The organism is Mycobacterium sp. NGS22 (genome assembly GCF_059813095.1).
On record NZ_JCALDY010000005.1, the window covers coordinates 87,535 to 113,900 of the forward strand.

Annotated in this window: 23 protein-coding genes; 16 read left to right on the forward strand and 7 right to left on the reverse strand. The window is 68.6% G+C overall.

All coding sequences use genetic code 11. From position 1 onward, the window contains the following. Nucleotides 1–6 precede the first annotated feature (6 nt). Genes murJ through AC5Y47_RS06140 form a run of 3 tightly spaced genes read right to left on the reverse strand, consistent with a single transcriptional unit; the run spans nucleotide 7 to nucleotide 6,766 of the window. Nucleotides 7–3,651: a murein biosynthesis integral membrane protein MurJ gene (gene murJ, locus AC5Y47_RS06130; protein WP_499943022.1), complete on the reverse strand. Its 3,645-nt coding sequence runs from the start codon at nucleotides 3,649–3,651 to the stop codon at nucleotides 7–9. After that, entirely contained in the window at nucleotides 3,648–6,035 is a 2,388-nt protein-coding gene (locus tag AC5Y47_RS06135; RefSeq protein WP_499943023.1) for a DUF6049 family protein, read from the reverse strand. The genes murJ and AC5Y47_RS06135 overlap by 4 nt, the downstream gene beginning before the upstream one ends. Beyond that, nucleotides 6,032–6,766 carry an NUDIX hydrolase gene (locus AC5Y47_RS06140; protein WP_499943024.1) on the reverse strand — a complete coding sequence of 245 codons (735 nt, stop codon included), beginning with the start codon at nucleotides 6,764–6,766 and terminating at the stop codon, nucleotides 6,032–6,034. The genes AC5Y47_RS06135 and AC5Y47_RS06140 overlap by 4 nt, the downstream gene beginning before the upstream one ends. A 273-nt stretch (nucleotides 6,767–7,039) precedes the next feature. On the opposite strand from AC5Y47_RS06140, the gene AC5Y47_RS06145 reads away from it, so the two are divergent. The 12 genes from AC5Y47_RS06145 to eccA all read left to right on the forward strand — a co-directional run bounded on the left by AC5Y47_RS06145 (nucleotide 7,040) and on the right by eccA (nucleotide 19,029). After that, complete coding sequence (locus AC5Y47_RS06145; RefSeq protein WP_499943025.1) at nucleotides 7,040–8,479, forward strand: CCA tRNA nucleotidyltransferase; 1,440 nt, start codon at nucleotides 7,040–7,042, stop codon at nucleotides 8,477–8,479. Nucleotides 8,480–8,521: 42 nt separating this feature from the next. Further along, a complete protein-coding gene (locus tag AC5Y47_RS06150) occupies nucleotides 8,522–8,755 on the forward strand; it encodes a type II toxin-antitoxin system Phd/YefM family antitoxin (protein WP_499943026.1) in 234 nt (77 codons plus the stop codon). Then, entirely contained in the window at nucleotides 8,752–9,153 is a 402-nt protein-coding gene (locus tag AC5Y47_RS06155; protein WP_499943027.1) for a type II toxin-antitoxin system VapC family toxin, read from the forward strand. Before AC5Y47_RS06150 ends, AC5Y47_RS06155 begins: the two co-directional genes overlap by 4 nt. Before the next feature lie 45 nt (nucleotides 9,154–9,198). After that, nucleotides 9,199–9,708, forward strand: a complete 510-nt coding sequence (locus AC5Y47_RS06160) for a pullulanase (protein ID WP_499943028.1) — start codon at nucleotides 9,199–9,201, stop codon at nucleotides 9,706–9,708. A gap of 198 nt (nucleotides 9,709–9,906) precedes the next feature. Further along, nucleotides 9,907–10,233 (forward strand): WXG100 family type VII secretion target, encoded by a 327-nt coding sequence (locus tag AC5Y47_RS06165; RefSeq protein ID WP_499943029.1) that lies wholly within the window; start codon nucleotides 9,907–9,909, stop codon nucleotides 10,231–10,233. A gap of 57 nt (nucleotides 10,234–10,290) precedes the next feature. Beyond that, nucleotides 10,291–10,581, forward strand: a complete 291-nt coding sequence (locus AC5Y47_RS06170; protein ID WP_499943030.1) for a WXG100 family type VII secretion target — start codon at nucleotides 10,291–10,293, stop codon at nucleotides 10,579–10,581. A gap of 62 nt (nucleotides 10,582–10,643) precedes the next feature. After that, a complete protein-coding gene (locus AC5Y47_RS06175; protein ID WP_499943031.1) occupies nucleotides 10,644–11,477 on the forward strand; it encodes an ESX secretion-associated protein EspG in 834 nt (277 codons plus the stop codon). Between the two features lie 35 nt (nucleotides 11,478–11,512). Further along, nucleotides 11,513–12,526 carry a MinD/ParA family ATP-binding protein gene (locus AC5Y47_RS06180; protein ID WP_499943032.1) on the forward strand — a complete coding sequence of 338 codons (1,014 nt, stop codon included), beginning with the start codon at nucleotides 11,513–11,515 and terminating at the stop codon, nucleotides 12,524–12,526. Then, nucleotides 12,526–14,007: a type VII secretion integral membrane protein EccD gene (gene eccD / locus AC5Y47_RS06185; RefSeq protein ID WP_499943033.1), complete on the forward strand. Its 1,482-nt coding sequence runs from the start codon at nucleotides 12,526–12,528 to the stop codon at nucleotides 14,005–14,007. Before AC5Y47_RS06180 ends, eccD begins: the two co-directional genes overlap by 1 nt. Continuing rightward, nucleotides 14,004–15,650, forward strand: coding sequence for a type VII secretion-associated serine protease mycosin (gene mycP / locus AC5Y47_RS06190; protein ID WP_499943034.1), 1,647 nt, complete (start codon nucleotides 14,004–14,006; stop codon nucleotides 15,648–15,650). The genes eccD and mycP (AC5Y47_RS06190) overlap by 4 nt, the downstream gene beginning before the upstream one ends. Continuing rightward, complete coding sequence (eccE, locus tag AC5Y47_RS06195; RefSeq protein ID WP_499943035.1) at nucleotides 15,647–17,185, forward strand: type VII secretion protein EccE; 1,539 nt, start codon at nucleotides 15,647–15,649, stop codon at nucleotides 17,183–17,185. Before mycP (AC5Y47_RS06190) ends, eccE (AC5Y47_RS06195) begins: the two co-directional genes overlap by 4 nt. Beyond that, a complete protein-coding gene (gene eccA, locus AC5Y47_RS06200) occupies nucleotides 17,182–19,029 on the forward strand; it encodes a type VII secretion AAA-ATPase EccA (RefSeq protein ID WP_499943036.1) in 1,848 nt (615 codons plus the stop codon). Before eccE (AC5Y47_RS06195) ends, eccA begins: the two co-directional genes overlap by 4 nt. 11 nt (nucleotides 19,030–19,040) lie before the next feature. Here the strand turns inward: eccA and AC5Y47_RS06205 are convergent, their stop codons facing one another. From AC5Y47_RS06205 to AC5Y47_RS06220, 4 genes are all read right to left on the reverse strand, one after another. Then, nucleotides 19,041–19,433 carry a type II toxin-antitoxin system VapC family toxin gene (locus AC5Y47_RS06205; protein WP_499943037.1) on the reverse strand — a complete coding sequence of 131 codons (393 nt, stop codon included), beginning with the start codon at nucleotides 19,431–19,433 and terminating at the stop codon, nucleotides 19,041–19,043. Beyond that, complete coding sequence (locus AC5Y47_RS06210; RefSeq protein WP_499943038.1) at nucleotides 19,430–19,699, reverse strand: type II toxin-antitoxin system VapB family antitoxin; 270 nt, start codon at nucleotides 19,697–19,699, stop codon at nucleotides 19,430–19,432. The genes AC5Y47_RS06205 and AC5Y47_RS06210 overlap by 4 nt, the downstream gene beginning before the upstream one ends. Nucleotides 19,700–19,731: 32 nt before the next feature. Continuing rightward, complete coding sequence (locus AC5Y47_RS06215) at nucleotides 19,732–20,907, reverse strand: thiolase family protein (protein WP_499943039.1); 1,176 nt, start codon at nucleotides 20,905–20,907, stop codon at nucleotides 19,732–19,734. A gap of 300 nt (nucleotides 20,908–21,207) precedes the next feature. Beyond that, entirely contained in the window at nucleotides 21,208–21,546 is a 339-nt protein-coding gene (locus tag AC5Y47_RS06220; protein ID WP_499943040.1) for a hypothetical protein, read from the reverse strand. Between the two features lie 229 nt (nucleotides 21,547–21,775). On the opposite strand from AC5Y47_RS06220, the gene mycP (AC5Y47_RS06225) reads away from it, so the two are divergent. The 4 genes from mycP (AC5Y47_RS06225) to AC5Y47_RS06240 all read left to right on the forward strand — a co-directional run bounded on the left by mycP (AC5Y47_RS06225) (nucleotide 21,776) and on the right by AC5Y47_RS06240 (nucleotide 26,341). After that, the gene (gene mycP, locus AC5Y47_RS06225; protein ID WP_499943041.1) at nucleotides 21,776–23,128 is read left to right on the forward strand and encodes a type VII secretion-associated serine protease mycosin; all 1,353 of its coding nucleotides are present in this window, start codon (nucleotides 21,776–21,778) and stop codon (nucleotides 23,126–23,128) included. Further along, nucleotides 23,125–24,513: a type VII secretion protein EccE gene (gene eccE / locus AC5Y47_RS06230; protein ID WP_499943042.1), complete on the forward strand. Its 1,389-nt coding sequence runs from the start codon at nucleotides 23,125–23,127 to the stop codon at nucleotides 24,511–24,513. Before mycP (AC5Y47_RS06225) ends, eccE (AC5Y47_RS06230) begins: the two co-directional genes overlap by 4 nt. 80 nt (nucleotides 24,514–24,593) lie before the next feature. Beyond that, nucleotides 24,594–25,997, forward strand: coding sequence for an EspB family ESX-1 secretion system-associated protein (espB, locus tag AC5Y47_RS06235; RefSeq protein WP_499943043.1), 1,404 nt, complete (start codon nucleotides 24,594–24,596; stop codon nucleotides 25,995–25,997). 5 nt (nucleotides 25,998–26,002) lie between these two features. Continuing rightward, complete coding sequence (locus AC5Y47_RS06240; protein WP_499943169.1) at nucleotides 26,003–26,341, forward strand: YbaB/EbfC family nucleoid-associated protein; 339 nt, start codon at nucleotides 26,003–26,005, stop codon at nucleotides 26,339–26,341. Nucleotides 26,342–26,366 lie beyond the last annotated feature (25 nt).

The following is a 26,366-nucleotide window of genomic DNA, read 5'->3' on the forward strand; positions in this document are numbered from 1 at the left end:
GGCACTTCAGGAAGCGGCTTGGATGGTGATTTCGGAGATCGCGGCCTGGTTCTTGCCGTCGGTGGTGCCCAGCGTGGAGATCCACACCAGCAGGTTCGAGGTCGGGGCGGACGCCTTGACCTGAATGGTGTTGTGGCCGGGCTTGAGTGCGGTGGCCGGCGTCAACACGGTGGTGTCGCTGAGCTTCGACGGGTTCGGCGAGGCCGAGGAGCGGATCTCGACCTTCGTCCCGGTGCTGGAGATGTCGATCGTCACGGTGCCGACGACGGTGGGTTTGGGTAGCTGCAGCAGCAATCCGACCCCGTTCTTGAAGTTGGGGAACGGCACCGAGTCGGTGTACGGGTCGGTCTGCCACGAGGTGGCCGGATTGCCGTCGATCGCGTTCCCGGCGTCGGCGGCGGCGTCGGCGTCACCTTCGGGGGAGAAAACGGTCGCCTTGGTGGGTTTGACGGTGCTGCCCGACGGTGCGGCAGGGCCGGGGGATTCCGAAGCCGACGAGGACGACGGGTTGTTCAGCCCGAGCTGATCGCCCTTGAGCCCGCTGCCGACGTCGCCGAAGATCTTGCTCACCACCGACGCCAGCACCAGCAGCGCGACCAGCAGCACCGCCGCACCGGCGCCCAGCCCGATCAGCAGGTTGCGGCGGCGGCGGGAGTAGACTTCGCCGCCGCGCTCGGCTGCGGCGCGGCGCGGGGAGGTGGGCGCGGGCACATCGTCGATCGGACTGATCACCTCGGTGCGGTCGGCGACCGCGGTGGCCTGTTGAAGTAGGTTCAAAAGCGTTGAGGCGCTTCGTATTCCGCCGTCCTCCTGGACCGAGCGCACGGCGACGGCGGAAATCTGGAACGGGATGTCACGGTCGACGACGGTCGGTTCGACGGGCTGGCCGCCGGCGTCGCGTTCGGCTGGGGCCAACCCGCTGCGCACCCCGGTCTCCGGCAGCGGCCACCGGTTGACCAGCAGGGCATACAGGGCGGCGCCTATCCCGCGGATATCGTCCTGCGGGTTGGCGTCGGGCATGGTGGCCGGGTAGGCCAGCACCACGTCGCCGTCGATGCTGACCCGCACCCGGCTCGGGTGGTCCAAGGACAGCGCGACACCGGCGCGGTGCGCGGCGTCGGCGGCGGCCGCCAGCGACTGCATCGCCCGGATCGCGCCGACCGGCGACGGCGAGGTGTCCGCGACTTCCTGTAGGGAGCCCCCGCGGATCCACTCGGCGACCACCAGGCCGCCGGTTTTGGTGTGGACGACGTCCAGGACGCGGGCGATGCCCGGCTTGTCGATCCGGCTCAGCCGCAGCGTGCGCGACAGGATTTCCTGCAGCACCTCGTCGGGCAGCGCACCCTCGGGATCGACGAACGTGAGCGCGACCTGGCGGTCCAGGGCGGTGTCCAGCGCCTGCCAGAAATGCAGCGGCGGTATGCCGCCGTGCGAGATCAGCAGGCGGTAGCGGCCGTTGGCGATCCGCCCCCCGGGCACCAGGTGGGAGTCGTCCTGCGGCGCCGCCGGTTCGGGTCCGCGCTCTCGGGGCGCGTCGAACGGGATCGGCCCCCGCGTCTCGGCAGGCGGGCCACCGTTGACCTGGTCGCGCGGTGCACTGCGGTCGTGACCCGGCGGAATGTCGGGCTGGAAGTCGTCGGCTCGCGGCGGCTGTTCTTGACCGGCCTTCGAGGTGGGCGAGGCACCGGCCGAGGCGCTGTCCGAAGTGCGGTCGGTCACCCCCAGTCCTTTCGCCAGGCCGGCCCCGCCAGGTCTGCGCCGGATGGGTTCCGGGACCGCATTTCCCCTCGGCAGGGACGGATTTCTTTGCTCAGGGTACGTGACCGGCGGGCGCTCGGACGACACCGTCGCCTTGGCCGGCGGCGGCTGAGGCCCGGGACGTCCCAGCCGGCGCCGAATCAGATCGAGGGCGGCGCGGGCCTCCGGGATCCGGGCGCCGAGCATCACCGCGGCCAGGATCGGCACCATGATGGCCGCCAGGGCGAACAGGCGCAGCAGCGACGCCATGCCGCCGTGCGCGGTCAGCCGGTCCAGTCCCAGCAGCCGGTCGGCGACGTGGGCGATCAGCCCGGCCAGCAGCGATGCCGAAATCGTCACCAGGATGGTCCGCACTTCGGCCAGGCCGATCAGCCGGCCGCCCTTCGGCCGCAGGCTGCGGCGCAGCAACAGGTGACCGACCAGCGCCCCGGCGAGGAAGCCGAGGCCGTTGGCGGTTCCGAGATACCCGGCGACCAGTTGCGGGTTGCTGGTCAGATGCGGTACGGAGAGCGAGCCCGCGATCTTGACCGCGGTGATGACGACAATGATGACGATCGGCGTCCACGGTTGCTCGCGGGCGTAGAACACCCGCAGCTGCAGCAGCACCAACGCGTAGGGGATCAGCGTGAACGCCGACAGCGCGATCGCGGCGCCCAGGTAACCGGCGTCGACCTGACCGAAATGCCCATAGGCGAACAGTGCGCTGCCCATCGCCGAGCCGCCGACGGTCATGAACGCGACCGCGGGAATGAGGGTGATCATGGTCAGCCGGGTCGCCAACGACAGGTCGGCCAGCACCGCCGGGATGTCGTCGGCGGCGGCGTTGCGGCTCAGCCGCGGCATCACCACCGTCAGCACCGTCACGCCGATCATGCCGAACGGCAGCATCAGCACCAGCCAGGTGTAGTTGTAGATCGCCGGACCGGAGGCGGCCGAGGTGCTGGCGATCTGGTTGCCGACGACCAGCCCGAGCTGGCTGATCAGCACGTAGAGCACCATCGCGGCGGCCATGGTGCCGAAGCGTTTGAGCCGCTCGTCGATTCCCCACAGCGGGCGCAGGCTGATGCGCTGGCGCCGGATCGCCACCAGCAACACCGCGGTCTGCGCGAACACCCCCAGGCTGGTGCCGACGCCCAGGACCAACAGCTTGGCGTTGCCCATCTCGACGGGGTCGACGGACAGCTCACCGGGGACCAGCAGGTAGACACCCAAGGTGGCGATCGCGACGACATTGTTGACGACGGGCGCCCAGGCCGGTGGCCCGAAGATGTTGCGGGTGTTCAGGATCGCCATGAACACCGACGACAGGCCGTAGACCAGCACCTGAGGCAGCAGCAGGTAGGCGAACGCGGTGGTGAGGGATTCGTTGACCTCGGGATTGCGGCCCAGCATCAGTCGGACCAGGAGCGGCGCGGCCAGTACCGACAGCGCGGTGGCCAACAGCAGCAAGGTGGTGGCCAGGGTGACCAGCCGCCGCATGAAGGCCGCGCCGCCGTCGGGGTCGTCCTGCTCGGCGCGGGCCAGCACCGGCACGAAGATCGCGGTGAACGTCGCCTCCAAGACGAGCGCGGCGACCAGGTTGGGCAGCTGATTGGCGACCGAGAAGGAACTGGACAGGGCCGCACCCAGGATCGCGGCCAACAGCACGATCCGGGCGAAACCGGTAAGACGGCTGATCAGCGTCGCGAACGCCATCCCCCAGGACCGCTTCACCAGCGCGGCGTCGGAAAGTTCGGGTCGACGGCGCGGCTGTCCGGCGGGTGGTTGCTGCGGGGTCCAGCCGGGGCGGGGCGGCAGGCCGGGCGGCGGCACGGGAGACCGGGGCTGGGAGAGCGGCGGACGCTGCGACGGCCGGTGCGGCCGTGGTTGCACCCGCCGGGGTGCGGGGTTCATACGCGATGCTCTTCGTGAGCCCGACGTTCGGTTGCCCGGTGCTGCTCGACGGACCGGCCGTGGGCGGGCGGATCGGGCCGATCCAGGTCGGCGCGGTCGGGCTGGCCGCGGAAGCGGTGCCACAACCGCCGTCCGGCCAACGCCACCAGCACCGCCGCCGCGGTGAGGGTGATCGCGAACAGCACCTTGCCGTAGGCGTTGGAGTGCACCGACAACCGCACCGGCTCGCCGAGCGCCGCTCCGTCCGGGGTGCGCAGTCCGACGTCGACGGCCACCCGCTGGGTGAAGTTGACTTCGACCGGCACGCGCAGCGGCAGATATCCGGGCGGCAGTTCGATTTGCCCCACGTCGGTGACCGTCATGCCGGGCGGGGCGTCGACCTGCAATCGCACCCGGACCGGCACCGCGAGTCCGTTGTGCAGCGCCAACGGCAGCGGACTGTGCTCGGTGGCCAGCGTGTAGGAGCCGCTGGGGTTGACGATCGTCACCGCGCCGAAGAAGTCGTTGATCGTGGTGCCCACCACCGCCAACCGCTGTTGGGCCAAGCCGTTGCGGGTGTCGGGCGGCATCGACTGGCTCAACGAGCGCAGCATGTCCTCGCGCAGCGGCGCGGTGTACTGCTCCCCGGTGAGTCCGGTGCGGTCGTCGGTCATCATCGCCGAGGTCAGTTTGGACAGCCGGCCGACCTGTCCGGCGATCTGCGCGGTGACCTCGTCGCTGAAGCGGCCCCGCGCCGAGTTGTAGGCACCGGGTAGCTGCGGTGGCTCGGTGTGCGCCGCGGCCTCGGCGACCAGCGCCGGCAGCGGGCGCGGCACGGCCAGCCCGGAATGGACGGCGGTGGCCAGCGCGGTCAGGATCAGCTGCGCGTCGTCGCCTTGCAGCGTCCACGACGCCGGTGGCACCAGGATCTGGGTGCGCGGCGCGGCGTCGGGGGACAAGCCGCGCCACAGCATCGCGCCCAGCGCGTCCTGGCGGCGTGCGGTGACCGAGTCGTGGTTGATGCGCACCGCCAGCGACGGGTCCAGGTAGGTGGGCATCACCGGGTTGGTGCCGGCCGCGGCCAGCGCGGCGCCGATGGCCGGGTCGAACGGTGCCGTCACCACCCGGGTGGACAGCCGCCGCGGTGTGATCTCGGCGCTGCCGGTCGCGGTGGCGGCGTCCTGCGGCGGGAAGTCCGCGGCCGCTACCGCGACGGTGCTGTCGTTGGCGTCGAGCAGGCTGACCGCGCGGCTGGTGAGTGGGCCGTCGGGCAGCACGGTGGCGCCCCGGACCGAAGCGACGTCCAGGATGCGGTCGACGATGTCGCCGGTGCTGACTGTGGCGGTGGTGTTGAGGCTGGGATTGTTGACCCGCGCCAGGGCGTCCAGGTCGGCCTGGGCGTAGGGCAACGGCACCACACAGGTGCGGTGCGCCAACGCGCGCAACCGGTTCAGCCACAGGTTCGCCGGGGTCTGGCCGGTGCCCGGATGCGTCGGTTTGCCCGGCTGTTGGGCCGGGCCGTCGGGTGAATTGGACACCACGTAGCCCGCGGTCATCGCGTTGACGGTGACGAGCAGGTCGGGATCGACGGCCAAGCACAACGCGCGCCCCACCGCGCCGTCGGGATCGATGTCGCGGCTGGTCGCCAGCTCGGCCGCGGACAGCAGGGTGTCCAGCCGTCCCCCGGGGGCCAGCGACCCGGCCAGCTCGTCGTCGACCAGGCGTACCGGGATGGTGCCGCCGGGCACGCCGGGAGCCAGCCGGGGGCGGTCGGCCAACGGCCACAGCATGGTCATCCACACCGGCTTGCCGGTTTCGGGTGCCACGGCCGCGGCGATGTCACCGGCCTTGTCGGGCGGAACACCCACCACTGGCAACAGGAACCGGGCATTGTCCAGGCGCGCCGGCGCGCCGTAGTCGGGTGTCCCGTTGACGTTGACCAGCACGGGGAAGATGCCGGGCTTGTCGATTTCCAGCGACGGACCGGTCAGCGACCGCAGCGGGGCGGACAGGCTGAATCCGGCCTGCTGCCCGCGCTGCAGTTCGGGGGAGACCGTGAGGAAGTCGGCGGCCGGCTCGTACTGGTCGGTGTTGCCGTCCAGGGAGGTGCGCAGCGCGGACGAGGAGGTGACGGCGCCGGCGTGCTCGAGCCGGACCATCACGTCGTGCACCGGCCGGTCACCGATGTTGGTCACCATGCCGCTGACGGTGACGACGGGATCGCTGGAGGTGGTCACGATGTCCGGGGTCACCTGGTCGATGCGTACCTGCACGAACGGGGTCGGGGCGGGTTCACCGGCATTGGCGGGCGGGGGAGCGGTGAGCGCCATGCCGAATCCGGCCACGATGCCCGTCACCGCGGCGAGACGCACCAACTTGGCCCACCGAAGTCGTGGCGCGATCACGGCCCCTGCCCGTGACCGTTCTTCCGGCCCGGAGCGGAGTCGTTGGCGTGACGGGTGCGCGAGTGTGTCTGCGGGCGTCTGCGCGGCGAGCTCGGCGGCAGCGGCGGCAGCGCCTCCTCGCCGTCGCTCTGCAGCTTGCCGATCAGTTCGTCGGCGACCTCGGCCAGTTTGCGTTCGTCGGCGTAGGCGAGCCGGGACGGCAGCTCGTGAATGGGCACCCACGCCACCTCGGCGACCTCCAGGTCTTCGTCGGAGAGCTCTCCGCCCAGGAACCGCATCAGATAGTGGTGCACGGTCTTGTGCACCCGGCGGCCGTCGGTGACGAACCAGTAGTCGATGCGCCCCAGGGCGGCCAACACGCTGCCCCGGATACCCGTCTCCTCGGCAACTTCACGGATCGCGGTCTGCTCGGCGGTTTCGCCGAGCTCGATGTGCCCCTTGGGCAGCGACCACAACATCCGGCCGCGACGATCGACCCGACCGATCAGTGCGGCAACCTGCTCGTCACGCGGGCCGTCGATTCCGTCGATGACCAGGCCTCCGGCCGACGTCTCGTGCACGGTACGCATCCGGTCGGGGCCGCGCCGGACGCGGCGCTTTGCCGCGGTCGCCGGGCTGGGCGCAGCGTCGGGCGCTGGAGTGTCCGCGGTGTTCTCGGCCGGACGCGCGCCGCCACGACCGCGACGCCGGCCCCGGCGCCTGCGCGGTCTGGCCTGTTCGCCCTCCGACATTCAAGCGATATTAGCTGGCCGACGTGGGTGTTCTGGACTCACTCGCCGTCCGGGGGGCCGGGTCGTTGCCGGTCGGGGACGGCCCTCTTCGTGACGTGGGCCACTCGCATCAGGTGCGGCCGGCCCGGCAAAGAGTGTGAACCCACGGTTTTGCGGGTGAGTCCAGGGCGAAGATTCGGCGACTTTTCCGCCCTGGTTACACCCGCAAAGCCGTCACTGCACACTCCACGCTGCACGACGGCCCGCATCGTCGTCCGACTAGGCTGACCGAACGTGGCCGAACCCGCCCAGGATGCCGAACTGCTGACCGCCGCCGCGGTCGCGCTGCACCAGCACGCCGCGGTGCTCGGCGAACTGGGCTCCGCGTTCGGCAGCGCCGGTCACCAGCTGTACCTGGTCGGCGGTTCGGTGCGCGACGCGCTGCTGGGGCGGTTGAGCCCGGATCTGGACTTCACCACCGACGCCCGCCCCGAACAGATCCAGAAGATCGTGCGGCCGCTGGCCGATGCGCTGTGGGACACCGGCATCGAGTTCGGCACTGTCGGGGTGGGCAAAGGCGAGCACCGACTCGAGATCACCACCTTCCGCGCCGACACCTACGACCAGGTGTCGCGCAATCCGGAGGTGCAATTCGGCGATCGCCTGGAAGACGACCTGGTCCGGCGCGACTTCACCGTCAACGCCATGGCAGTTCGTGTCACGCCGACGGGTGCGGGAGAGTTCCTCGATCCGCTCAACGGACTGGCAGCGCTGCGCGCCCGAGTGCTGGACACCCCGTCGTCCCCGGAGGTGTCCTTCGGCGACGACCCGCTGCGGATGCTGCGCGCCGCCCGGTTCGTCTCCCAGCTCGGGTTCACCGTCGCGCCGCGGGTGCTGGCGGCCATCGAGGAGATGGCGCCGCAGCTGGCGCGGATCAGCGCCGAGCGGGTGGCCGCCGAACTGGACAAAATGCTGCTCGGCGCGCATCCGGTCGCCGGGATCGAGCTGCTGGTGCAGTCCGGGATGGGTGCGGTGGTACTGCCCGAGATCGGCGGCATGCAGATGGCCATCGACGAGCATCACCAGCACAAGGACGTCTACCAGCATTCGCTGACCGTGCTGCGCCAGGCCATCGAACTCGAAGTCGACGGCCCCGACCTGGTGCTGCGCTGGGCCGCGCTGCTGCACGACATCGGCAAGCCGGCCACCCGCCGCCATGAGGCCAACGGCGGCGTGAGCTTCCACCACCACGAGGTGGTCGGCGCCAAGATGGTCCGCAAGCGGATGCGGGCGCTGAAGTATTCCAAGCAGATGGTCGAGGACGTGTCGCAGCTGGTGTTCCTGCACCTGCGGTTCCACGGCTACGGCGAGGGAAAGTGGACCGATTCGGCGGTGCGTCGTTACGTCACCGACGCCGGTCCGCTGCTGCCGCGGCTGCACAAGCTGGTGCGGGCGGACTGCACCACCCGCAACAAGCGCCGCGCCGCCCGGCTGCGCGCGTCGTACGACCGGCTCGAGGAGCGCATCGCCGAGCTGGCCGCCCAGGAGGACCTGGACCGGGTGCGCCCGGACCTGGACGGCAACGAGATCATGCGGCTGCTCGACATCCCGGCCGGCCCGCAGGTGGGGGAGGCGTGGCGGTTCCTCAAGGAGCTGCGGCTGGACCGCGGGCCGCTGTCCAACGACGAGGCGACCGAGGAACTGCTGTCCTGGTGGAAGGCGCGCCAGCACTAATCGGACTAGTCGTACTAGTCCGATCTCGATATCGTGGCCCGTATGAAGACCGTCTCCAGCACGGAGGCCAAAGCGCGCCTCAACGCGCTTTTGAGTGAAGTGCAGCGCACGGGCGTGTCTGTCACGATCACCAGCCATGGCCAACCGGTCGCTGTCTTGTCCCCGGTGAATCCGGTGCCGCGGAAGTTCGGTCAACTGCCCATGCTCGAGGTGCCGGACAACTTCGATGATCCGTTGCCAGAGTCCGAGATCGCCCGGTGGGAAGGAAGCTTGTGATCGCTGCGGTGCGTGTTCTGCTGGACACTCACGTGCTGCTGCGGCTACTCAGCGCGCCCCAGAGGGTCAAGAGTTCGACCCGAGAGCTCCTGCGCGATCCCCAAACAGAGGTACTGATCTCCGCCGCGTCGGCATGGGAGATTGCGATCAAGACGCGGGCGGGCCGTCTGGCCGGCCAAGTGCTGCTGTCAGCTTGGAACGACGTCGTCGCGGATCTGCGAGCCACCGAGCTGGCCATCGGGGCCGATGACGCAATCTTGGCCGGGGGGTTGTCCTGGGATCACCAAGATCCGTTTGATCGAGTGCTCGTTTCCCAAGCCATCCGGCGGAATCTGGCCATCGTGACTGTCGACCGCCAAATTGTGCGCTCAGCACTCGCCCCCACGATCGAAGCCTGACCAAATCGAGGGAACCGCCCGCGCCGACCTTGCGTCGAAACCATCGTGGAGTACTGCCTGAGCGGTGACGACGGCGCCGCCGCGATCTGGAATCGCCCACCGGATCTCGACCTCGACGGTGACGGCCTGTTCGACGCACTCGGACTGGATCTGGACGGCGACGGAATGCGCGACGACGCGCTGGTGGATCTCGACGGTGACGGTATCGCCGACCACGCCGTACTGGACGTCGACAACGACGGCACGCCGGAAAGCTATTTCGTCGACGACGGAACCGGCACCTGGGCGGTCGCCGTCGACCGCGGCGGCCAGCTGCGATGGTTCGGACTCGACGGCGTCGAACACACCGGCGGTCCGCTGGTCGACTTCGACGGGCAGGGCCAGCCCGATGACCGACTCTTCGATTCCGACGGCGACGGGCTGGCCGACCAGGTGCTGTGCACCGGCCCGACCGGCGTCACCGGATACGTCGACACCGACGGCGACGGCCGCTGGAATGTCCGGCTCACCGACACCGACGGCGACGGCACCGCCGACGGCGCGGGCACCCTTTAATTTCAATGCCTGTGAGCACAGCTAACTATTCTCGGCATATGTCCGCCGTTTGACACAAGGTCCATTCTGGTGTGCACTAAACAGCCTGTTCCGCCCGCATAATGCCTGGCAACGGGTGAAGTGACAGCCGGGGGCAGCTGGTCTAGTTTTACGCAGACCCTGGCTCGGCGAGTCCAAATAATTGAGGGAGACGTAAATATGGCAAACGCAACCGTTGTCACTCCAGAGTTACTGCGCAGCACGCAGCAGCGTATCGAAGCGCGATTGCAGGAGGCGGCCGCGATCGCCAACCAGTACCTGAGCGGGCACGAGAACATCATCAGCGGCACGGGTTGGGCCGGCGACGCCGGCAACACCTCGTTGAACACCGCGGGTCAGATCCACCACGACCTGCAACAGATCATGACGGGCGGTCAGCGGTTGGCGCACGGCCTGGGCCAAGCGGCAGTTCTGATGGAAAACCACGAAGCCGACGCGGCGCACAACCTCAACGGCGTGTTCGGCGGAGGGACCCAAGCGGTCTAGGCATTTCGTCCGACGAGTCCAATCCGCTGACCATTCTCGAGTAAGGAACCAACCGTCATGGCAGATCACATTGTCTACAACCACGGCGCCGTCATCGGCTTCGCCGGTGAAGTCGGGTCGCAGGCCGCCCAACTGATGGAAATCCACAGCGACGTCCTGAACCTCACCCAGGCGCTGGGCGACTTCTTCCAAGGGCACGGCGCCACCGCCTTCTTCGATGCCCAGCAGCAAATGCTGCACGGGCTGGAGGACATGATCCAGACCGTCAGCCGCCACGCCCACACCGTCCACAGCGTCGACGAGATGGCCCAGGCAACCGACGCCCAGATGGGCAATTTGTTCACCTAGCCACATTGATCGGCCCGGGGCGCATGCGATGCGTGCGCCCCGGGCCTATATCAAGGAACACCGTGTTAACCACCACCCTCGACGGTCTCTGGGCCCTGCAGGTGCTCACCGGCATCGAGACCATCGCCCCCGAGCTGGGGCTGCGACCCCACCTGCCCAGCGTGGAATCCCGGCTGCTGGCACTGCAACACCCCGTCACGGCCGAGTTGCGCGACGTCGGGGTGATCGACCAGACGGGCGCGGTGGACAGCGCCGTCGTCGAATGGCTGACCGTGTTGTCCCGGCGCGACATCGCGTTGTTCATCCAGATTCGCACGCCCGATCAGGACGAACCCGCAACCGCGCTACTGGCCCGGTTCGCCCAGTGGTGGGTCGTCATCGAACGCTCCGCGGACCTGATCCGCATCAGCGGCGCCGGCACCGCCAGCGCGGAAGGTTCGGCGAGCGCGGTGCTCGAGGCACAGATCGAGCGGTTGTGCGGTCAGAACGCCCCGGCGGCGTTGCGGCCGGTCACCCTCGACGCGGACGCCTTGCGCGCGGCGTCCACCGACAGCGCTGCCCTGAACCGTTTCCTGACCGAACAGAAGCTCGAAGCAGATCAGCTGAAAGGCCTGACACTCGCCGCGGATCCGGACCAGTCCGCCCGGGCCTCGGTTGTGGCGATCCAGTCCGGGGTGGCCGGCGGCCGATCCCTGAGAACGCACATCGAGGCAAGCGCGGTGACGATCATCGATACCCCCGACGGGCGATTGCTCGCCGAAGAGGTCGAATCCGGCGGACGGAAGTGGATGATCATCGCGCCCGGGACGACGAGCAACATCGCCGCGGCGGTCAGCCAGATGGTGCGGCGGCTGCCGGCCGAGCAGGAATGGTTTTCGTACCGAAAAGTCGTGTGATCGAGAGGTATTACTCAAGTGTTAGTGGTGGCGTCGTGACGAATTCGTGGAACGCAACGTCGAATTCGGCGGAACAGGTCGGGGCACCCCCGGTGCGCTATCAGCATCAGGAGTCCGTCTCGGGCACTCTGCGAATCTCCGACATGGTGGCCCCGCGCCGAATCCCACCCGGATCGGGCTGGCGAAAGTTCTTGCACAACATCTCCTTTCGCACGATCAACCTCGGCGAGTCCCCGGCCGAACGGCACTACCGGGAACTGCAGGACCGGATCCGCCGGCACATCCGCAAGCAGTACGTGATCGGGGTCGTCTCGGGCAAGGGCGGCGTCGGCAAAACCACTATGACCGCGTGCATCGGCGGTGTCTTCCGGGAGTGCCGGCCCGACAACGTCGTCGCCATCGACGCCGCACCCGGATTCGGGACGCTGGCCGGCCGGATCGACGAATCCCCACCCGGTGACTACTCGGCGGTGCTGAACGACACCGACGTCCAGGGCTACGCCGACATCCGAGAGCACTTGGGACAGAACAGCATCGGGCTCGACGTGTTGGCCGGCAACCGAGCCTCGGATCAACCGCGGCCGCTGGTTCCCTCGATGTTCACCGGCGTGCTGTCGCGGCTGCGCCGTACCCACACCGTGATCGTGGTGGACACCTCCGACGACCTCGAACACCCGGTGATGAAGGCGGTTCTGGACGCCTGCGACGCGTTGGTGTTCGTCTCGGGCCTGACCGCGGACACCTCGCTGCCGGTGACGCGCGCGATCGACCTGCTGCGGTCGATGGGTTACCACGAATTGGTGTCCCGAAGCACCGTCGTCCTCAACGACAGTCGCAACAAGTACGACCCGGACGCCCGCGCATACCTCACCGAACGGTTCAAACAATCCGGGGCGACGGTCGAATTCATGCCCTATGACCCCTATCTGGCCAAGGGCGGCATCATCGACACCCGGCACGAACTGAAGAAGAAGACGCGACTGCGCCTGTTCGAGATCGCCGCGGCACTGGCCGACAAGTACATTCCGGACGCCGACAGGCCGCGTTAATGGCAAAGGTTTCGTTTCCTGCCCGCTGTGCGGTCGCCGTCGTCTGCGGTGAGCACCTGCTCTCACAGGTGTACCCGGCCTCGGTTCCCATCGAGGTCTTCATCGACAACATCGTCGAACTGCTCAACGACGAACTCAAGCGCCGGGGTGTGCCCGGACTGGCAGCGGGCGTCGGATACGAACTGCACAAGGCCAACGGGGTGCGCCTCGACGTCACCAAGACCCTCGACGAACTCGGTGTGGAGGACGGCGCGACCCTGACGTTGGTGCCCGCCGTCGAGGGCGAGTCGTTCGAGCCGCAGTACGAGTCGCTGTCCACCGGCCTCGCGCGGGTCGGCAAGAGACTCTTCGAGCCGGTCACCGCACAGACCGCCGCGCACACCGCGCTGGCGATCGTGGCGATGGTCGCGCTCACGGTACTGGGATTGGCTGTGCGGCAACGCCTCTCGCAGGACTCGCTACTGCCCGCTGTCGTCACCGCCGGGACGGCAGTGGTGGTCGCAGGCGGCGCCGCGGCGGTGTGGCGTTGGTGGCCGCACCGCAGCGACATGCTCGACGGGTTGGGCTGGCTGGCGGTGCCGCTGCTCGCGGTGGCGCTGGGTAGCAGTGCACCGGGCAAGCTCGCTGCGCCGCATCTTTTCATCACCGCGTTGGCGACTGCGGTGTTGACGTGCGGAGTCGCCGCGGCGACCCAACGCCATGTCGACGCCGCAGCGGCCGTGGTGACCCTGAGCGCGGTCGGCGCCACGGTGTCGGCGGTCCGGATGTGGTGGCCGGTCCCGCCTCAGTGGCTGGGGATGTGCACCCTGGTGGCTTTGCTGCTGCTGCTGACCCTGGCGCCGACGATCGCGCTGTGGGTCGCCCGGATCCGGCCACCGCATTTCGGCTCGATCACCGGGCGAGACCTGTTTCGGCGCAGAGACGGGATGCCGGTCGACGCGGTCACCCCGGTAAGCGAAAGTGCCGAAGAGGACGTCGATCCCGACCCCACCCCGCGCGGTGCGCAGATCGCGACGGCGGCGATACGAGCCAACGATGTGCTCACCGGGATCTGTGTGGGGGCGGGCTCGACGCTGCCGTTCGCGGTGTGGGCGACCCTGATGCCCGGCCGCGACCGGGGCACGGCGGCCGCGGTGCTCGCCGGATTGTTCGTGACGATCTTCGTCAGCCGGGGCCGGGCCTTCGCCGACAAACGGCAGGCGGTCGCCCTGGTGGTCGGTGCCGCGGTCGCCACCTGCGTCGGGGTCGTCAAATACGTGGTGCACGAACCGGTGTCGTCCGGAGAAGCATTGGCCTCGGCGGCGGTGCTGCTGGCGGCCTTCGCCGGCGCCGGGCTGTTGGCGGCGCTGCTGGTGCCGATCACCAAGTTCACGCCCCTGGTGCGGATGGCCGCCGAATGGCTGGAGATCGTCGCGATCATCGCCGCCTTCCCGCTGGCTGCCTGGATCGGTGGCCTGTTCACCTGGGTGCGCATGCGATGAGTCAGCGAGCTAGCGCCGTCCGCCGACTCGGCGCGTTGACCCTGACTTTGTTCGTGTTGACCGTATTCATCAACCCTCTTGCCGCACAGGCGGTTCCACCTCCCGTGATCGATCCCGGACGGGTGCCGGCAGACGGCAGGCCGGGGCCGGACCAACCGATGCGGCAGAGCAACATGTGTGCTCGGACCATCACGGTGGCCGACCCGAACGTCTCGGTCACCGCCCCGGGCTTCACGATGCTCAATGTCAGCAAAGCCTGGCAGTACTCGACCGGCAACGGGGTTCCGGTGGCGATCATCGACACCGGCATCAATCCCAGTCCGCGGCTTCGGGTCGTCGCCGGCGGCGACTACATCATGAGCGGTGACGGGCTGATGGACTGCGATGCGCACGGGACCGTCGTCGCTTCGGTCATCGGCGCTGCGCCGCAAGGCAGTCCGATGCCGGCGCCGATGCCGAGCGCCCCAGCGTTTGCAGCTCCGGCCGGGCCGCCGGCAGTCGACTCCGCGCCGGCCCCGCCCGGGGGGCCGCCACCGCCACCGGCTGCACCGCCGCCGCCCACTCCCGTCACGGTCACCGAGACCAAACCGGTGCCTCCGCCGCCACCCCCGCCCGACGAACCTGCCAACGGGCCAGGAGATCCGGGCACCGGGAACACCGACGTCCCGGAGGTTCCCGGTCCAGCGCCTGGCGCCCCGGACGGGGTCGTGGGCGTCGCACCGCACGCGGTGGTCATCTCCATCCGGCAGTCGTCGCGCGCCTACGAACCGGTGAACCCCGGACCCGGGGACTCGGAGGTGCGCAAGAAGGCGGGTTCGATCGCGACGTTGGCTCGGGCCATCGTGCACGCCGCCAACATGGGCGCCAAGGTCGTCAATATCAGTGTGACGTCGTGCGTTTCGGCGGCCGATCCGATGGACCAGGCCGCTCTCGGCGCCGCCGTCTGGTACGCAGCCACCGTCAAGGACGCGCTGATCGTCGCCGCGGCGGGCAACGACAGCGAGGACGGTTGTGCACAGAACCCGTCGTTCGATCCGTTGAGCGTGTCAGACCCGCGGGACTGGCATCAGGTCAAGACCGTCTCCTCACCGTCGTGGTTTTCCGACTACGTGTTATCGGTTGGGGCCGTGGACAATACGGGCGCACCGATCAGCAAGAGCCTGGCCGGTCCGTGGGTCGCGGCCGCGGCCCCCGGCGTCGGCATCATGGGGTTGTCCCCGCAGACCGGGGGTCCGGTCAACGCCTACCCGCCGATCCGTGCGGGGGAGAAGAACATGCCCATCTGGGGCACCAGCTTCTCGGCGGCATATGTCAGCGGCGTCGCGGCGTTGGTGCGGGCGAAATACCCCGCCTTGTCCGCGCACCAGATCGTCAACCGCATCATCCAGACGGCACATCACCCGCCGCGGGGGGTCGACAATCAAGTCGGATACGGCGTCGTGGACCCAGTGGCCGCACTGACGTTCGATGTGCCTGCCGGAGACAGGCTTCCGTCCCCGGCGCACAGCCGGATCGTCACCCCCGCGGCACCTGCACCGCCGCCCGACCACGGCGCTCGCGATGTCGCGCTGATCTTCGCCGCCGCGGTGATCGTCGGGGTCGCGGCGGTGGCACTGATCGCGCGGGTACGGCGCGAGCGATGACCGCGACGACCAAACTGAGCATCGTCGTCGGCGTCTTCGCCGCCGCTGTCGCCGGACTCGCCGTCGACGGATATCGCGGCGCCGCAGCCGGTTTGCTGATCGGGGTCGCGGTCAGCGTCGTTCGGTGGCGGGGTCGGACCGCCTGCTCGTGGCTCCTGCTGTGGTGGCGGCGAAACCGGCCGATTCGTTGGACCCCGCCGCGCACGGTGGCCAATGACCGCGCCGGCGGCGGGGTCCGATTTCAGGACGGCGTGGCGGTCGCAGCGATCCAACTCCTGGGCAAGGCGCACGTCCCGACGCTGTTCACCGGTTCGACTTCGACTCACACCGAGAACGCGCTCGACATCGCCTCATTGCAACCGCTGTTGCGGCAAAGCCTTGGGCTGTCGGTTGATTCGCTGAGCATAGTCAGCACGGGTGCCCGGCGGCGCAGCACCGGAGACTATCCCAGGGTCTACGACACGCTGATCGGCACGCCGCCATACGCCGGGCAGCGCGAAACGTGGGTGATCGTGCGGATCGCCGCGCTTGCCAATGTGGAAGCGCTGCAGCACCGTTGCTCGATCGGAACCGCGACACTGGCCGCCGCGCAGCGGATCAGCGCGGCGATGCGTCAACAGGGGATACGGGCGAGGGTGGCCACCGCCACCGACATCGCCGAGTTGGAACGCAGACTGGGCCGGTCGGGCCTGGAAGTGCCGAATCGCCGCTGGCATTCGGTGCGCGGCGACGGCGGGTGGCTGACCACCTACTGGTATCGCCCCGCCGAGATCACCGCGGCGGCGCTGTCGCAGGCATGGTCACTGCGCGCCGACCAAATCACCCAGAACATCACCCTTTTCGGGGACGGCAGCGCCGCGGCCACCCTGACGGTATGCAGCGCCCAACCCCCGACCGCTCCACCGAGCACCATGCTGCAGACACTGCCGGGCGAGCAGGCCGACGCCGTCGCAGCCAACCTATGTGGCCCGCTGCCGGTGTTGGGTGGGATCCGCCGCGGCCGCTTGACGCATCCGCTCGTCGTCCCGATAGGTCCATCGGGAGTGCTGCTGGGCAAGGCCGGCGCCGGAAACCGGATGGCGTTCCCGCTGAGCGATCCCGGTGAGTTCAGCCGGGTGCACATCGCGGCCGACGATGTGCTGGCCAAGCGGATCGTGGTGCGGCTGGCCGGGGCCGGTGAACGGGTCACGGTACACACTCGCGACGTCGAACGGTGGGCCAGCGTTCGAATGCCCGATGTCGCAGTCACCGATTCGGTCAAACCGATAGCCGGCACCACCGTCAGTGTCGTGGACGGCACCGTCACGCCCGCGCCCCGCCCCAATACCGTTGTCTCCGTGGGCGAACCGGACGCGCCGCACCGCGGGACCGCCGACGTACTGATCACCCAGAAAGGTCAGGCGACGGTTGAGGTGGTGACCGGTAGTCGAACGCACACCGTCGAGATCGAACTGTTCCGCGCCGAGAACCGCTACGTGTCGACCGAACCGACCAGCCTGCGAAGTGGCGAACTCGAGCTGGCGGAATCGCCATGACCAGCGCCACCAGCACAGCCGCCGCACGCAAACGGTTCGATCAGGCGATGACGTTGCTGGACAACGACGTTGCCGCCGCGAGAACCCGGTTTTTGGAAGCCACCGACATCGATCCGTCGATGGCCGACGCGTGGCTCGGCCGGATCGCCGCCGGTGACGAAGCGTTGTCGACCGTAGAGCAGCTGTACACGTTCGGTTCGCGACTGCACCGGGAGACGAACCGGCTCGGTGTGAGGCTTTCCGCGCCGATCAAAGCAGGTCCGTATCTGTCGATCTCGGTGACCGAGGCATCGCATGCCGGTTTGGCATTGGCGAGCGCGCTCGTCGACGACCGGCAGTACGGCAAAGCCGAGGCGCTGCTGGCGGATTCGTCGTTGCTCGATACCTGGGAAAACCATCAATGGCAGCAGCACATCGAGGCCTATCTGATGTTCGCCACGCAACGCTGGCCGGACGTGATCTCCGTCGCGGCGGCCATCCTGCCGCCGCAGGCCATCATCATGTCGGCCGTGACGGCAGCGACCTGCGCCCTGGCCGCGCACGCCGCGGCACACCTGGGCCAGGCGCGGGTCGCGCTGGATTGGGCCGACCGGGTCGAGGTGCACGGCAGCGGCGGCCAGGCGAGCCCGTCGCAGACGCGACGCCGCCTCACCGCAGCCGCGATAGACTCCGCCGAGTTCCCGTTGATAGCAGCGGATTTGGCCTATATCCGGGGGATGGCGCACCGTCAGCTCGGCGACGAGCATGAGGCGCAGGTGTGGCTGTCCAAGGCGGCGATCAACGGCGCGCTGATGGAGTCGGCCAAGCGCGCACTGGCCGACACCGGTCTGCAACTGGTTGTCACCGACGAGGAAGCGATCGGGACCCGGACGGATAAATGGGACGTCAAGACCCAGCGATCGGTCCAGCAGCGCACCGAAGCCGAACACGCCGAGCGGCGTAACGAGCTGCTGGTGCAGGGTCGGGCGCTGCTGGACAACCAGGTGGGGTTGGCCGAAGTCAAGCGCGCGGTGGCCGAGCTGGAGGACCAGATCGAGGTGCGCGCGCTGCGGCTGGCGGCCGGGCTGCCGGTGGCCAACCAAACCAATCACATGCTGCTGGTCGGACCTCCCGGTACCGGAAAGACCACTACCGCTGCAGCTTTGGGCAAGATCTACGCCGGTCTCGGCATCGTGCGCCACCCCGAGATCATCGAAGTCAAGCGGGCGGACTTCTGCGGCGAGCACATCGGGGCGTCCGGACCCAAAACCAACGAGCTGATCAACCGGTCGCTGGGCCGCATTCTGTTCATGGACGAGTTCTACTCGTTGGTGGAGCGTCATCAGGACGGCCGCCCGGACATGATCGGCATGGAAGCCGTCAACCAGTTGCTGGTCGCGCTGGAAGTCCACCGGTTCGACTTCTGCTTCGTCGGCGCGGGATATGAGAAAGAGGTCGATGAGTTCCTCACGGTGAACCCGGGTTTGGCCGGCCGATTCAATCGCAAGCTGCGCTTCGAGTCGTACTCTCCTGACGAGCTGGTTGAGATCGCGGTGCGCTACGGCGGTCCGCGCGCCACCATCATCGAGGCGGATGCCGCCGACGCGCTGAACGCCGCGTGCGCGACGCTGCGCGCTTATCGCGCCGCCGACGGCACGCACGGCATCGACGTGATGCACAACGGGCGCTTCGCGCGCAACGTCGTCGAGCGCGCCGAGCGGCTGCGGGATTCGCGGGTGGCCGCACAGCACCGCAGCGCCAAGGGTTCGGTGACGGTCGAGGATCTGCAGGTGCTGCGGTCCCAGGACGTGATCACGGCGGTGCGTGACGCGTGCGCGGAAAAGCATGTGCCGCTGGAACTTTGAGGGCGGGCAGATCAGCAGGCAGAACGAATGTCGGTGTGGGTGAAATCGTCGCCGCGAAACAGCAGCGGTTCGCCGGTCACATGAGCCAATGCGTAGCTGTAGGTGTCTCCGAGGTTGAGCCGAGCGGGATGCCCGCTGCCGCGGCCGTAGTCGCGGTAGGCCTGCGCGGCGACGCGGGCCTGTTCCCGATCGAAGGCCTCGACCCGGATTCCATAGGCGTCCAGCAACCTGTCGACCAACCGGCCGATCTCGGGCCGGTCCCGGCGCTGCATGACGGCGCACAGCTCCACGTAACTGGGTGCGGACATCCGGGAATCGGTCGAGCGCACGAGCGCCGCCTTGAGCGCGTCGGTGTCGGGTTCGCCAAGCGCGATGGCGACGATCGCCGACGTATCGACAATCACCGCGGCAGACCGGCCTCGTCGTACATCTCAGTCTCGCGTTTACCGATCGCGCGCTTGTCCTTCTTGCTCAGCAGCCTGGCGAACTCGCGGAGTACCTCGTCAGCGGCGGACTGACGAGCGGTAGCACGCGCCTGGTCCTCGTGGTCGAGCGCTTCGAGGCGGCGTGCGACCGCATCCTCGATGGCCGCCGTCTGGTTGGTGCCAGTGCGCCGCGCGAGTTCACGTACCAGCGCGACGGTGCGTTCACTCTTGATGTTCAGGCCCATGGTAGAAGGCTACCCATGGGAGGGTAGACGAGCTACACCTCGACGACGACCGCCCCGCCCTGCCCGCCGCCGGCGCACATCGCGGCAACGCCGATACCGCCGCCGCGCCGGGCCAATTCGTAGGTCAGGGTCGTGACCATCCGCGCCCCGGACGCGGCGATCGGGTGGCCCAGGCTGCAGCCGCTGCCGGAGAAGTTCACCTTCTCCTCGTCGATGCCGTACTCGCGGCACGCGGCGATGGGCACCGAGGCGAACGCCTCGTTGATCTCCCACAGCGCGACGTCCTGCGCCGACAGACCGGCCCGCTGCAGCACCTTGCCGATCACCTTGACCGCGCCCAGCCCACAGTCGCGCGGGGGCACACCGGCGGCGGCCCAGGCCCGCACCTTGCCCATCACGTTCAATCCCTCGGCGCTGGCGTAGTCGGCGTCGACCAGCGCGACCGCCGCCGCCGCGTCGTTGGTGCCGCTGCTGTTGCCGGCGGTGATCGAGAAGCCCTCGATCTCCGGGTGCAGCACCTTGAGCCCGGCCAGCTTCTCCACGGTGGTGTCGCGGCGCGGGTGCTCGTCGACGGAGAAGTCGACCACGGACCCGTCGTGCACGGTGATCTTCAGCGGCAGGATCTCGTCGGCGAACTTGCCGGCGTCCTGCGCGGCGACGGCACGCTGGTGCGAGCGGGCCGCCCACGCGTCCATCTCCTCGCGGGTGATACCGACCGACTGCGCGGTGTTCCAGCCGACGGTGATCGACATGTCCTTGGCCGGTGCGTCCGGGGTTTCGACGTGGGTGGGCGGCATCCACCGCTCCTCGAACTTCAGCTCCGGGCCCGGGATGCGCCAGTTGGTCAGCGGCGTCATCGACAGTGACTGCACACCGCCGGCGATCAGCACCCGCTCCATGCCCGAACCGATCTGCGCGGCCGCGTTGCCGATCGCGGTCAAGCTGCCGGCGCAGTGCCGGTTCACCGATTGGCCGGGCACGTGCTCCAGACCGGTGGCCGTCGCCGCGTACCGCGCCAAATCGCCACCGCCGTAATGGGATTCGGCGAAGATGATGTCGTCGATGTGCGACGGGTCGACTCCGGAGCGGCGAACCACCTCGGGGAGCACCGCGGTGATCAATGTTTCGGGCGGGGTGTTGACGAGCGTGCCCTTGAAGGACCGGCCGATCGCCGTCCGCACGGCGCCAACGATTACGGGTGTGCCCATCTCTAACCTCGCATTTTCTGGTGGGGAGTCGGGGCAATCGTAGCAAGTACCGTATTTACAATAGTAGTGAGCTATGTAACGCAGTCTGGGTGCGGTCCGCGGGCAAGCGACGACCTCATTGGACCTCAACCCCGCCTGCGAGCGCGGCGCGGGCGCCACCTCCCACGAGAAGTTCTTTGCCCGCCAGAACACCGAGGGCCTCGCCGTGGGGCTGCCGCTCGTTGATCCGGATTCTTCCGCTGCCGAGCGGGCGGGACCGGCACACGTTCGGTCGGGGGACGAAGACGTTGTCGGCGTCCACTATTGATGAGGCGGGGAGTGGTGACCGGCCGGCGAGGAATGGTTCTGCGGATCTGCCGAACGACGACGGTAGGCGCGGGCCGTCCACACCAAACCGACGATCAGCGAGACGGGACCGAGACCGAGCATGAACCAGGCTTTCTGGTGTTTGTTGTCAAGCTGCTCGTCAAACGACCGCAGGGTGATACTGCCGTTGCGACTGACTATCCGACAGGTATCACCGTTGCGCATTACCCTCCCGTGGCACGTCACCGAGTCGTCGGCGATAGAAGTGACGCCCATGATCAGCATGGAAAGCCCGACGACGACCAACAGCCCCGCCAGCACCACGTTCCGCATGTTCGAACGGTAGCGCCGTGTCACCGGTGAAATTGATTCCGCACGGGAGCCGGGAAACACGATGCCGATCGAGCTTTGAGCGCCCGTCGGTCGTTGCAGGCTTCGCCGCGGTGGTGACGGTGATACAGCCGCCACGAACCCCGACCCGAATAGCGCCGTTCGCGCACCCGTTACGTCTAAACTGCTCGCAGATCGACTCGGCAAACTCAATGAACGGAGTGATTCGGCGGTGCACCGGATCTTGCTGATGATGGTGGCGCTGGCTTTGATAACGGCACCGTTGGCCGCGCCGCCCGCATTGGCAATCACTCCGCCGCCGATCGATCCGGGCGCGCTGCCGCCCGACGTGACGGGCCCCGACCAGCCGACCGAACAGCGCGTCCAGTGCTCGGCGCCGACGGTCCTGCCGGACTCCACCTTCCACGACCCGCCGTGGAGCAACGCCTACATCGGGGTCAGCGAAGCCCACAAGTTCGCCACCGGAGCCGGTGTGACGGTTGCCGTGATCGACACCGGCGTCGACGCCTCGCCGCGGGTCCCCGCCGAACCGGGCGGTGATTTCGTCGACGCGGCCGGTAACGGGCTGTCCGACTGCGATGCGCACGGCACGTTGACCGCGGCCATCATCGGCGGCCGTCCCGCTCCCACCGACGGATATGTCGGTGTCGCGCCCGACGCGCGGCTGCTCTCGCTACGCCAGACCTCGGAAGCCTTCGAGCCTGTCGGCTCCCAACCCAATCCGAACGACCCCAACTCCACCCCGGCGGCCGGATCCATCCGCAGTCTGGCCCGGGCGGTCGTGCACGCCGCCAATCTCGGGGCCGGCGTCATCAACATCAGCGAGGCCGCCTGCTACAAGGTGACCAAGCCGATCGACGAGGCCAGCCTGGGCGCGGCGATCGACTACGCCGTCAACGTCAAGAACGTCGTGGTGGTCGTTGCGGCCGGCAACACCGGCGGCGACTGCGCGCAGAATCCGCCACCGGACGCGGCCAACCCCGCCGACCCGCGCGGCTGGAACAAGGTGCAGACCATCGTCACGCCCGCCTGGTACGGCGATTCGGTGATCACCGTGGGCGGAATCGGGCAAACCGGCGTGCCCAGCTCGTTCTCCATGCACGGACCGTGGGTGAACGTGGCGGCACCCGCGGAGAACATCATCTCGCTCGGCGACCAGGGCGAGCCGGCGAACGCGTTGCAGGGCAAGGAAGGCCCGGTTCCGATCGCGGGCACGTCGTTCGCCGCGGCCTACGTCTCCGGTTTGGCCGCACTGATCAGGCAACGCTTCCCGCAGCTGACTCCGGCGCAGGTGATGAACCGCATCCAGGCCACGGCGCGCCACCCGGGCGGGGGAACCGACAACCTGGTCGGGGACGGCGTGGTCAACGCCGTCGCGGCATTGACGTGGGACATCGCGCCCGGGCCGGCGCAGATCCGGTATGACGTCCGACGGATGCCGCCGCCGGTGATGGAGTCGGGACCGGACCGTCGGCCGATCACCATGGTGGCGGTGGCCGTCGGGGGTCTGATGCTGGCGTTGGTCCTCGGCGCGCTGACGGCGAGGGCGCTGAGGCGCCGATGAGCAGCCCAATCCGGTTGCGGTTCAGCACCGGTCACACGTTGATCTGGGCGGTGTCGGCGCCGCTGGCGGTCCTGCTGTTCCTGCCGACGCGTTACTGGTGGGCGGGCATCGCGCTGGTCGCCGTCGGTGCCGTCGTCGCCTTCGTCACGTTCTACGGGCGGCGGATCACCGGGTGGGTGGCGACGGTGTTCGCCTGGCTGCGGCGCCGCCGCACACCGCCGGACGTGCCGTCGGAACCGGAGGTCGGCGCCACGGTGAAGCCGGGGGACCACGTGGCGGTGCGCTGGCGCCGAGACCACCTGATCGCGGTGATCGAACTCAACCCGCGGCCGTTCACGCCTACCGTCATCGTCGACGGGCAGGCCCACACCGACGACGTGCTGGACACCCGGCTGCTCGAGGAACTGCTGTCGGTGCACTGTCCCGACATGGAGGCCGATATCGTCTCGGCGGGCTTCCGGGTGGGCCGCACCGCCGCCCCGGACGTGGTGAACCTCTACCAGCAGGTGATCGGCGCCGACCCCGCCCCGGCCAACCGGCGGACCTGGATCATGCTGCGGGCTGACCCCGAGCAGACCCGGCGGTCCGCGCAGCGACGCGACGAGGGTGTCGCCGGCCTCGCCCGGTATCTGGTCGCCTCGGCGACCCGGGTCGCCGACGCGTTGGCCAGCCACGGCGTCGACGCCGTCTGCGGACGCAGCTTCGACGACTACGACCACGCCATCGACATCGGCTTCGCGCGCGAGAAGTGGTCGATGATCAAGGGTCGCGACTCCTACACCGCGGCCTATACCGCGCTCGGTGGCCCGGACCTGTGGTGGTCGGCCCGCGCCGACTACACCATCACCCGCGTCAGGATCGCTCCCGGCCTCGCGCCCCAGGCCACTGTCCTGCTCACCACCGCCGGCAAACCGAAAACCCCGCGCGGCTTCACGCGCTTGTTCGGCGGTCAGCGTCCGGCGCTGACCGGCCAGGATCTCGTCGCCAACCGGCACTGTCAGATCCCGATCGGGTCGGCGGGCATTCTGGTGGGCGAGACGGTCAACCGGTGTCCGGTGTACCTGCCCTTCGACGACGTCGACGTCAGCCTCAATCTTGGTGACGCACAAACCTTTACACAGTTCGTGGTGCGCTCGGCGGCGGCGGGGGCGGCCGTGACGGTCGGTGCGCACTTCGAGGAATTCGCCCGGCTGATCGGCGCGCAGGTGGGGCCGGTGGCCAAGGTGGCATGGCCGCAAGCGACCACCTACCTGGGCCCGCACCCCGGCGTCGACAAGGTGATCCTGCGTCACAATCTGGTCGGCACGCCGCGGCACCGCGAACTGCCGATCCGGCGGGTGTCGCCGCCCGAGGAAAGCCGGTTCCAACTGGCGCTACCGAAGTAGTTCTATCCGGCGAATATTGCTGCAGGCGGCCTCGGCTTTAGCGACGATAATGGTTAGAGCATCAAGGAGGACGATCCGAAATGACTCAGCCGCAGACAGTGACGGTGGATCAGCAGGAGATTTTGTCGCGGGCTGACGAAGTCGAGGCGCCGATGGCGCAGCCGCCGACCGACGTCCCGTTGAGCCCCTGCGGTCTGACGGCGGCCAAGAACGCCGCCGAGCAACTCAAGCTGTCCGCCGAGAACATGCGGGACTTTCTGACCGCCGGGGTGCGCGAACGTGCCCGGCTGGCGACGTCCCTGCGCAACGCCGCCAAGGCCTACGGCGACGTCGACGAGGAAGGCGCGGCCGCATTGGACAGTGACGGCGGCGAAGTGGCCGGGGAATCGGCCGGCGGCGTCGGCGGCGACAGTTCCGCAGGCCTGCAGGACACCCCACAGGTGGCCGCGGCCGGCGGCGACGGATTCACCGACCTCAAAACCGCGGCAACCAAACTCGAGTCGGGCGACCAAGGCGCATCGCTGGCGGCGTTCGCCGACGGCTGGAACCAGCTCAGCTTCGGATTGCAGGGAGACAGGAAGCGGTTCCGGGTCTTCCAGAACTGGGACGGCGACGCGGCCACCGCGTGCGAGGCGTCGCTGGACCAGCAACGAGTCTGGATCACCCACATGGCGGACCTGGCGACGTCGCTGGCCAAACAGGCGACTTACATTGCGCAACTGCAGGTGTGGGCACGCCGCGCGCACCCGACGTTGGCCGACATCACCAAACTCGAAGAGCTGTCGAAGGATCCGGCGTACAAGGACCAGGCCATCAAGCTCTACGCGGAGTACCAGACCAAGTCCGAGCAGGTGCTCAGCGACTACAACAGCAAGGCTCAGCTGGAAGCGGTGAACCCGCCGAAGCCGCCGGCCGCCATCAAGATCGACCCGCCACCGCCGCCCCAGACGCCGGGTTTGATTCCCACTCAGGTGATGCAGGCGGCGGCGATGGCCGGCGGCGGTTCGGGCTCGGGGATGCAGACTCCGATGATGCCGCCGATGGGTGCCGGCGCGGGTAGCGGCGGCGGTATGCCGTCGGGCATCGGCGCCGAGATCGGTTCGGCGGGTCGCGACGCGGCCGCGAGTCTGGGCAAAGACCTTGGCGTCAAACCGATGTCGCTGGGCGGCGGCGGTGGTGGCGGCGGGATGCCGTCGATGCCGCTGGCCGAGGCGGGCGGCGCCGGCACCGGCATCTCGAGTGAATCGATGCGACCGGCCGGCGTGGGTGACATCGGCGGACTCGGCCAAGCGGGCGCCGGCCGCGGCAGCGGCATGGGTGGCGGCGGCATGGGAATGCCGATGGGTGCCCACGGCCAGGGCGGTGGGGGATCCAAATCCAAAGGCGCACAACAGGATGACGAAGCCCTCTACACCGAAGACAGGGAGTGGACCGAAGCGATCATCGGTCAACGCCGCCGGCAAGACATGAAGGAGCCGAAGTGACCCACATGGATATGGAACCCCACGTCGCCGCGGCGTTGGCCCTGGCGGCACGTTTCCAGCAGGCCCTCGAAGGCACGCTCAACCAGATGAACAACGGCGCGTTCCGCGGCGCCGACGAGGCCGGGAGCGTCGAGGTGACGATCAACGGACACCAGTGGCTCACCGGCGTGCGCATCGACGACGGTTTGATCAAGGAGATCGGTGCCGAGGCGGTGGGTGTGCGGATCAACGAGGCACTGCAGAACGCACAGTCGGCGGCGAGTAAGTACAACGCCGCGGCCGGCGAGCAGCTCACTGCGGCGCTCGCGGCTATGGGCAAAGCGGCCAACCCCGGACCCGCCTGACGTTGTTGCGCCGAATGTGAATCTC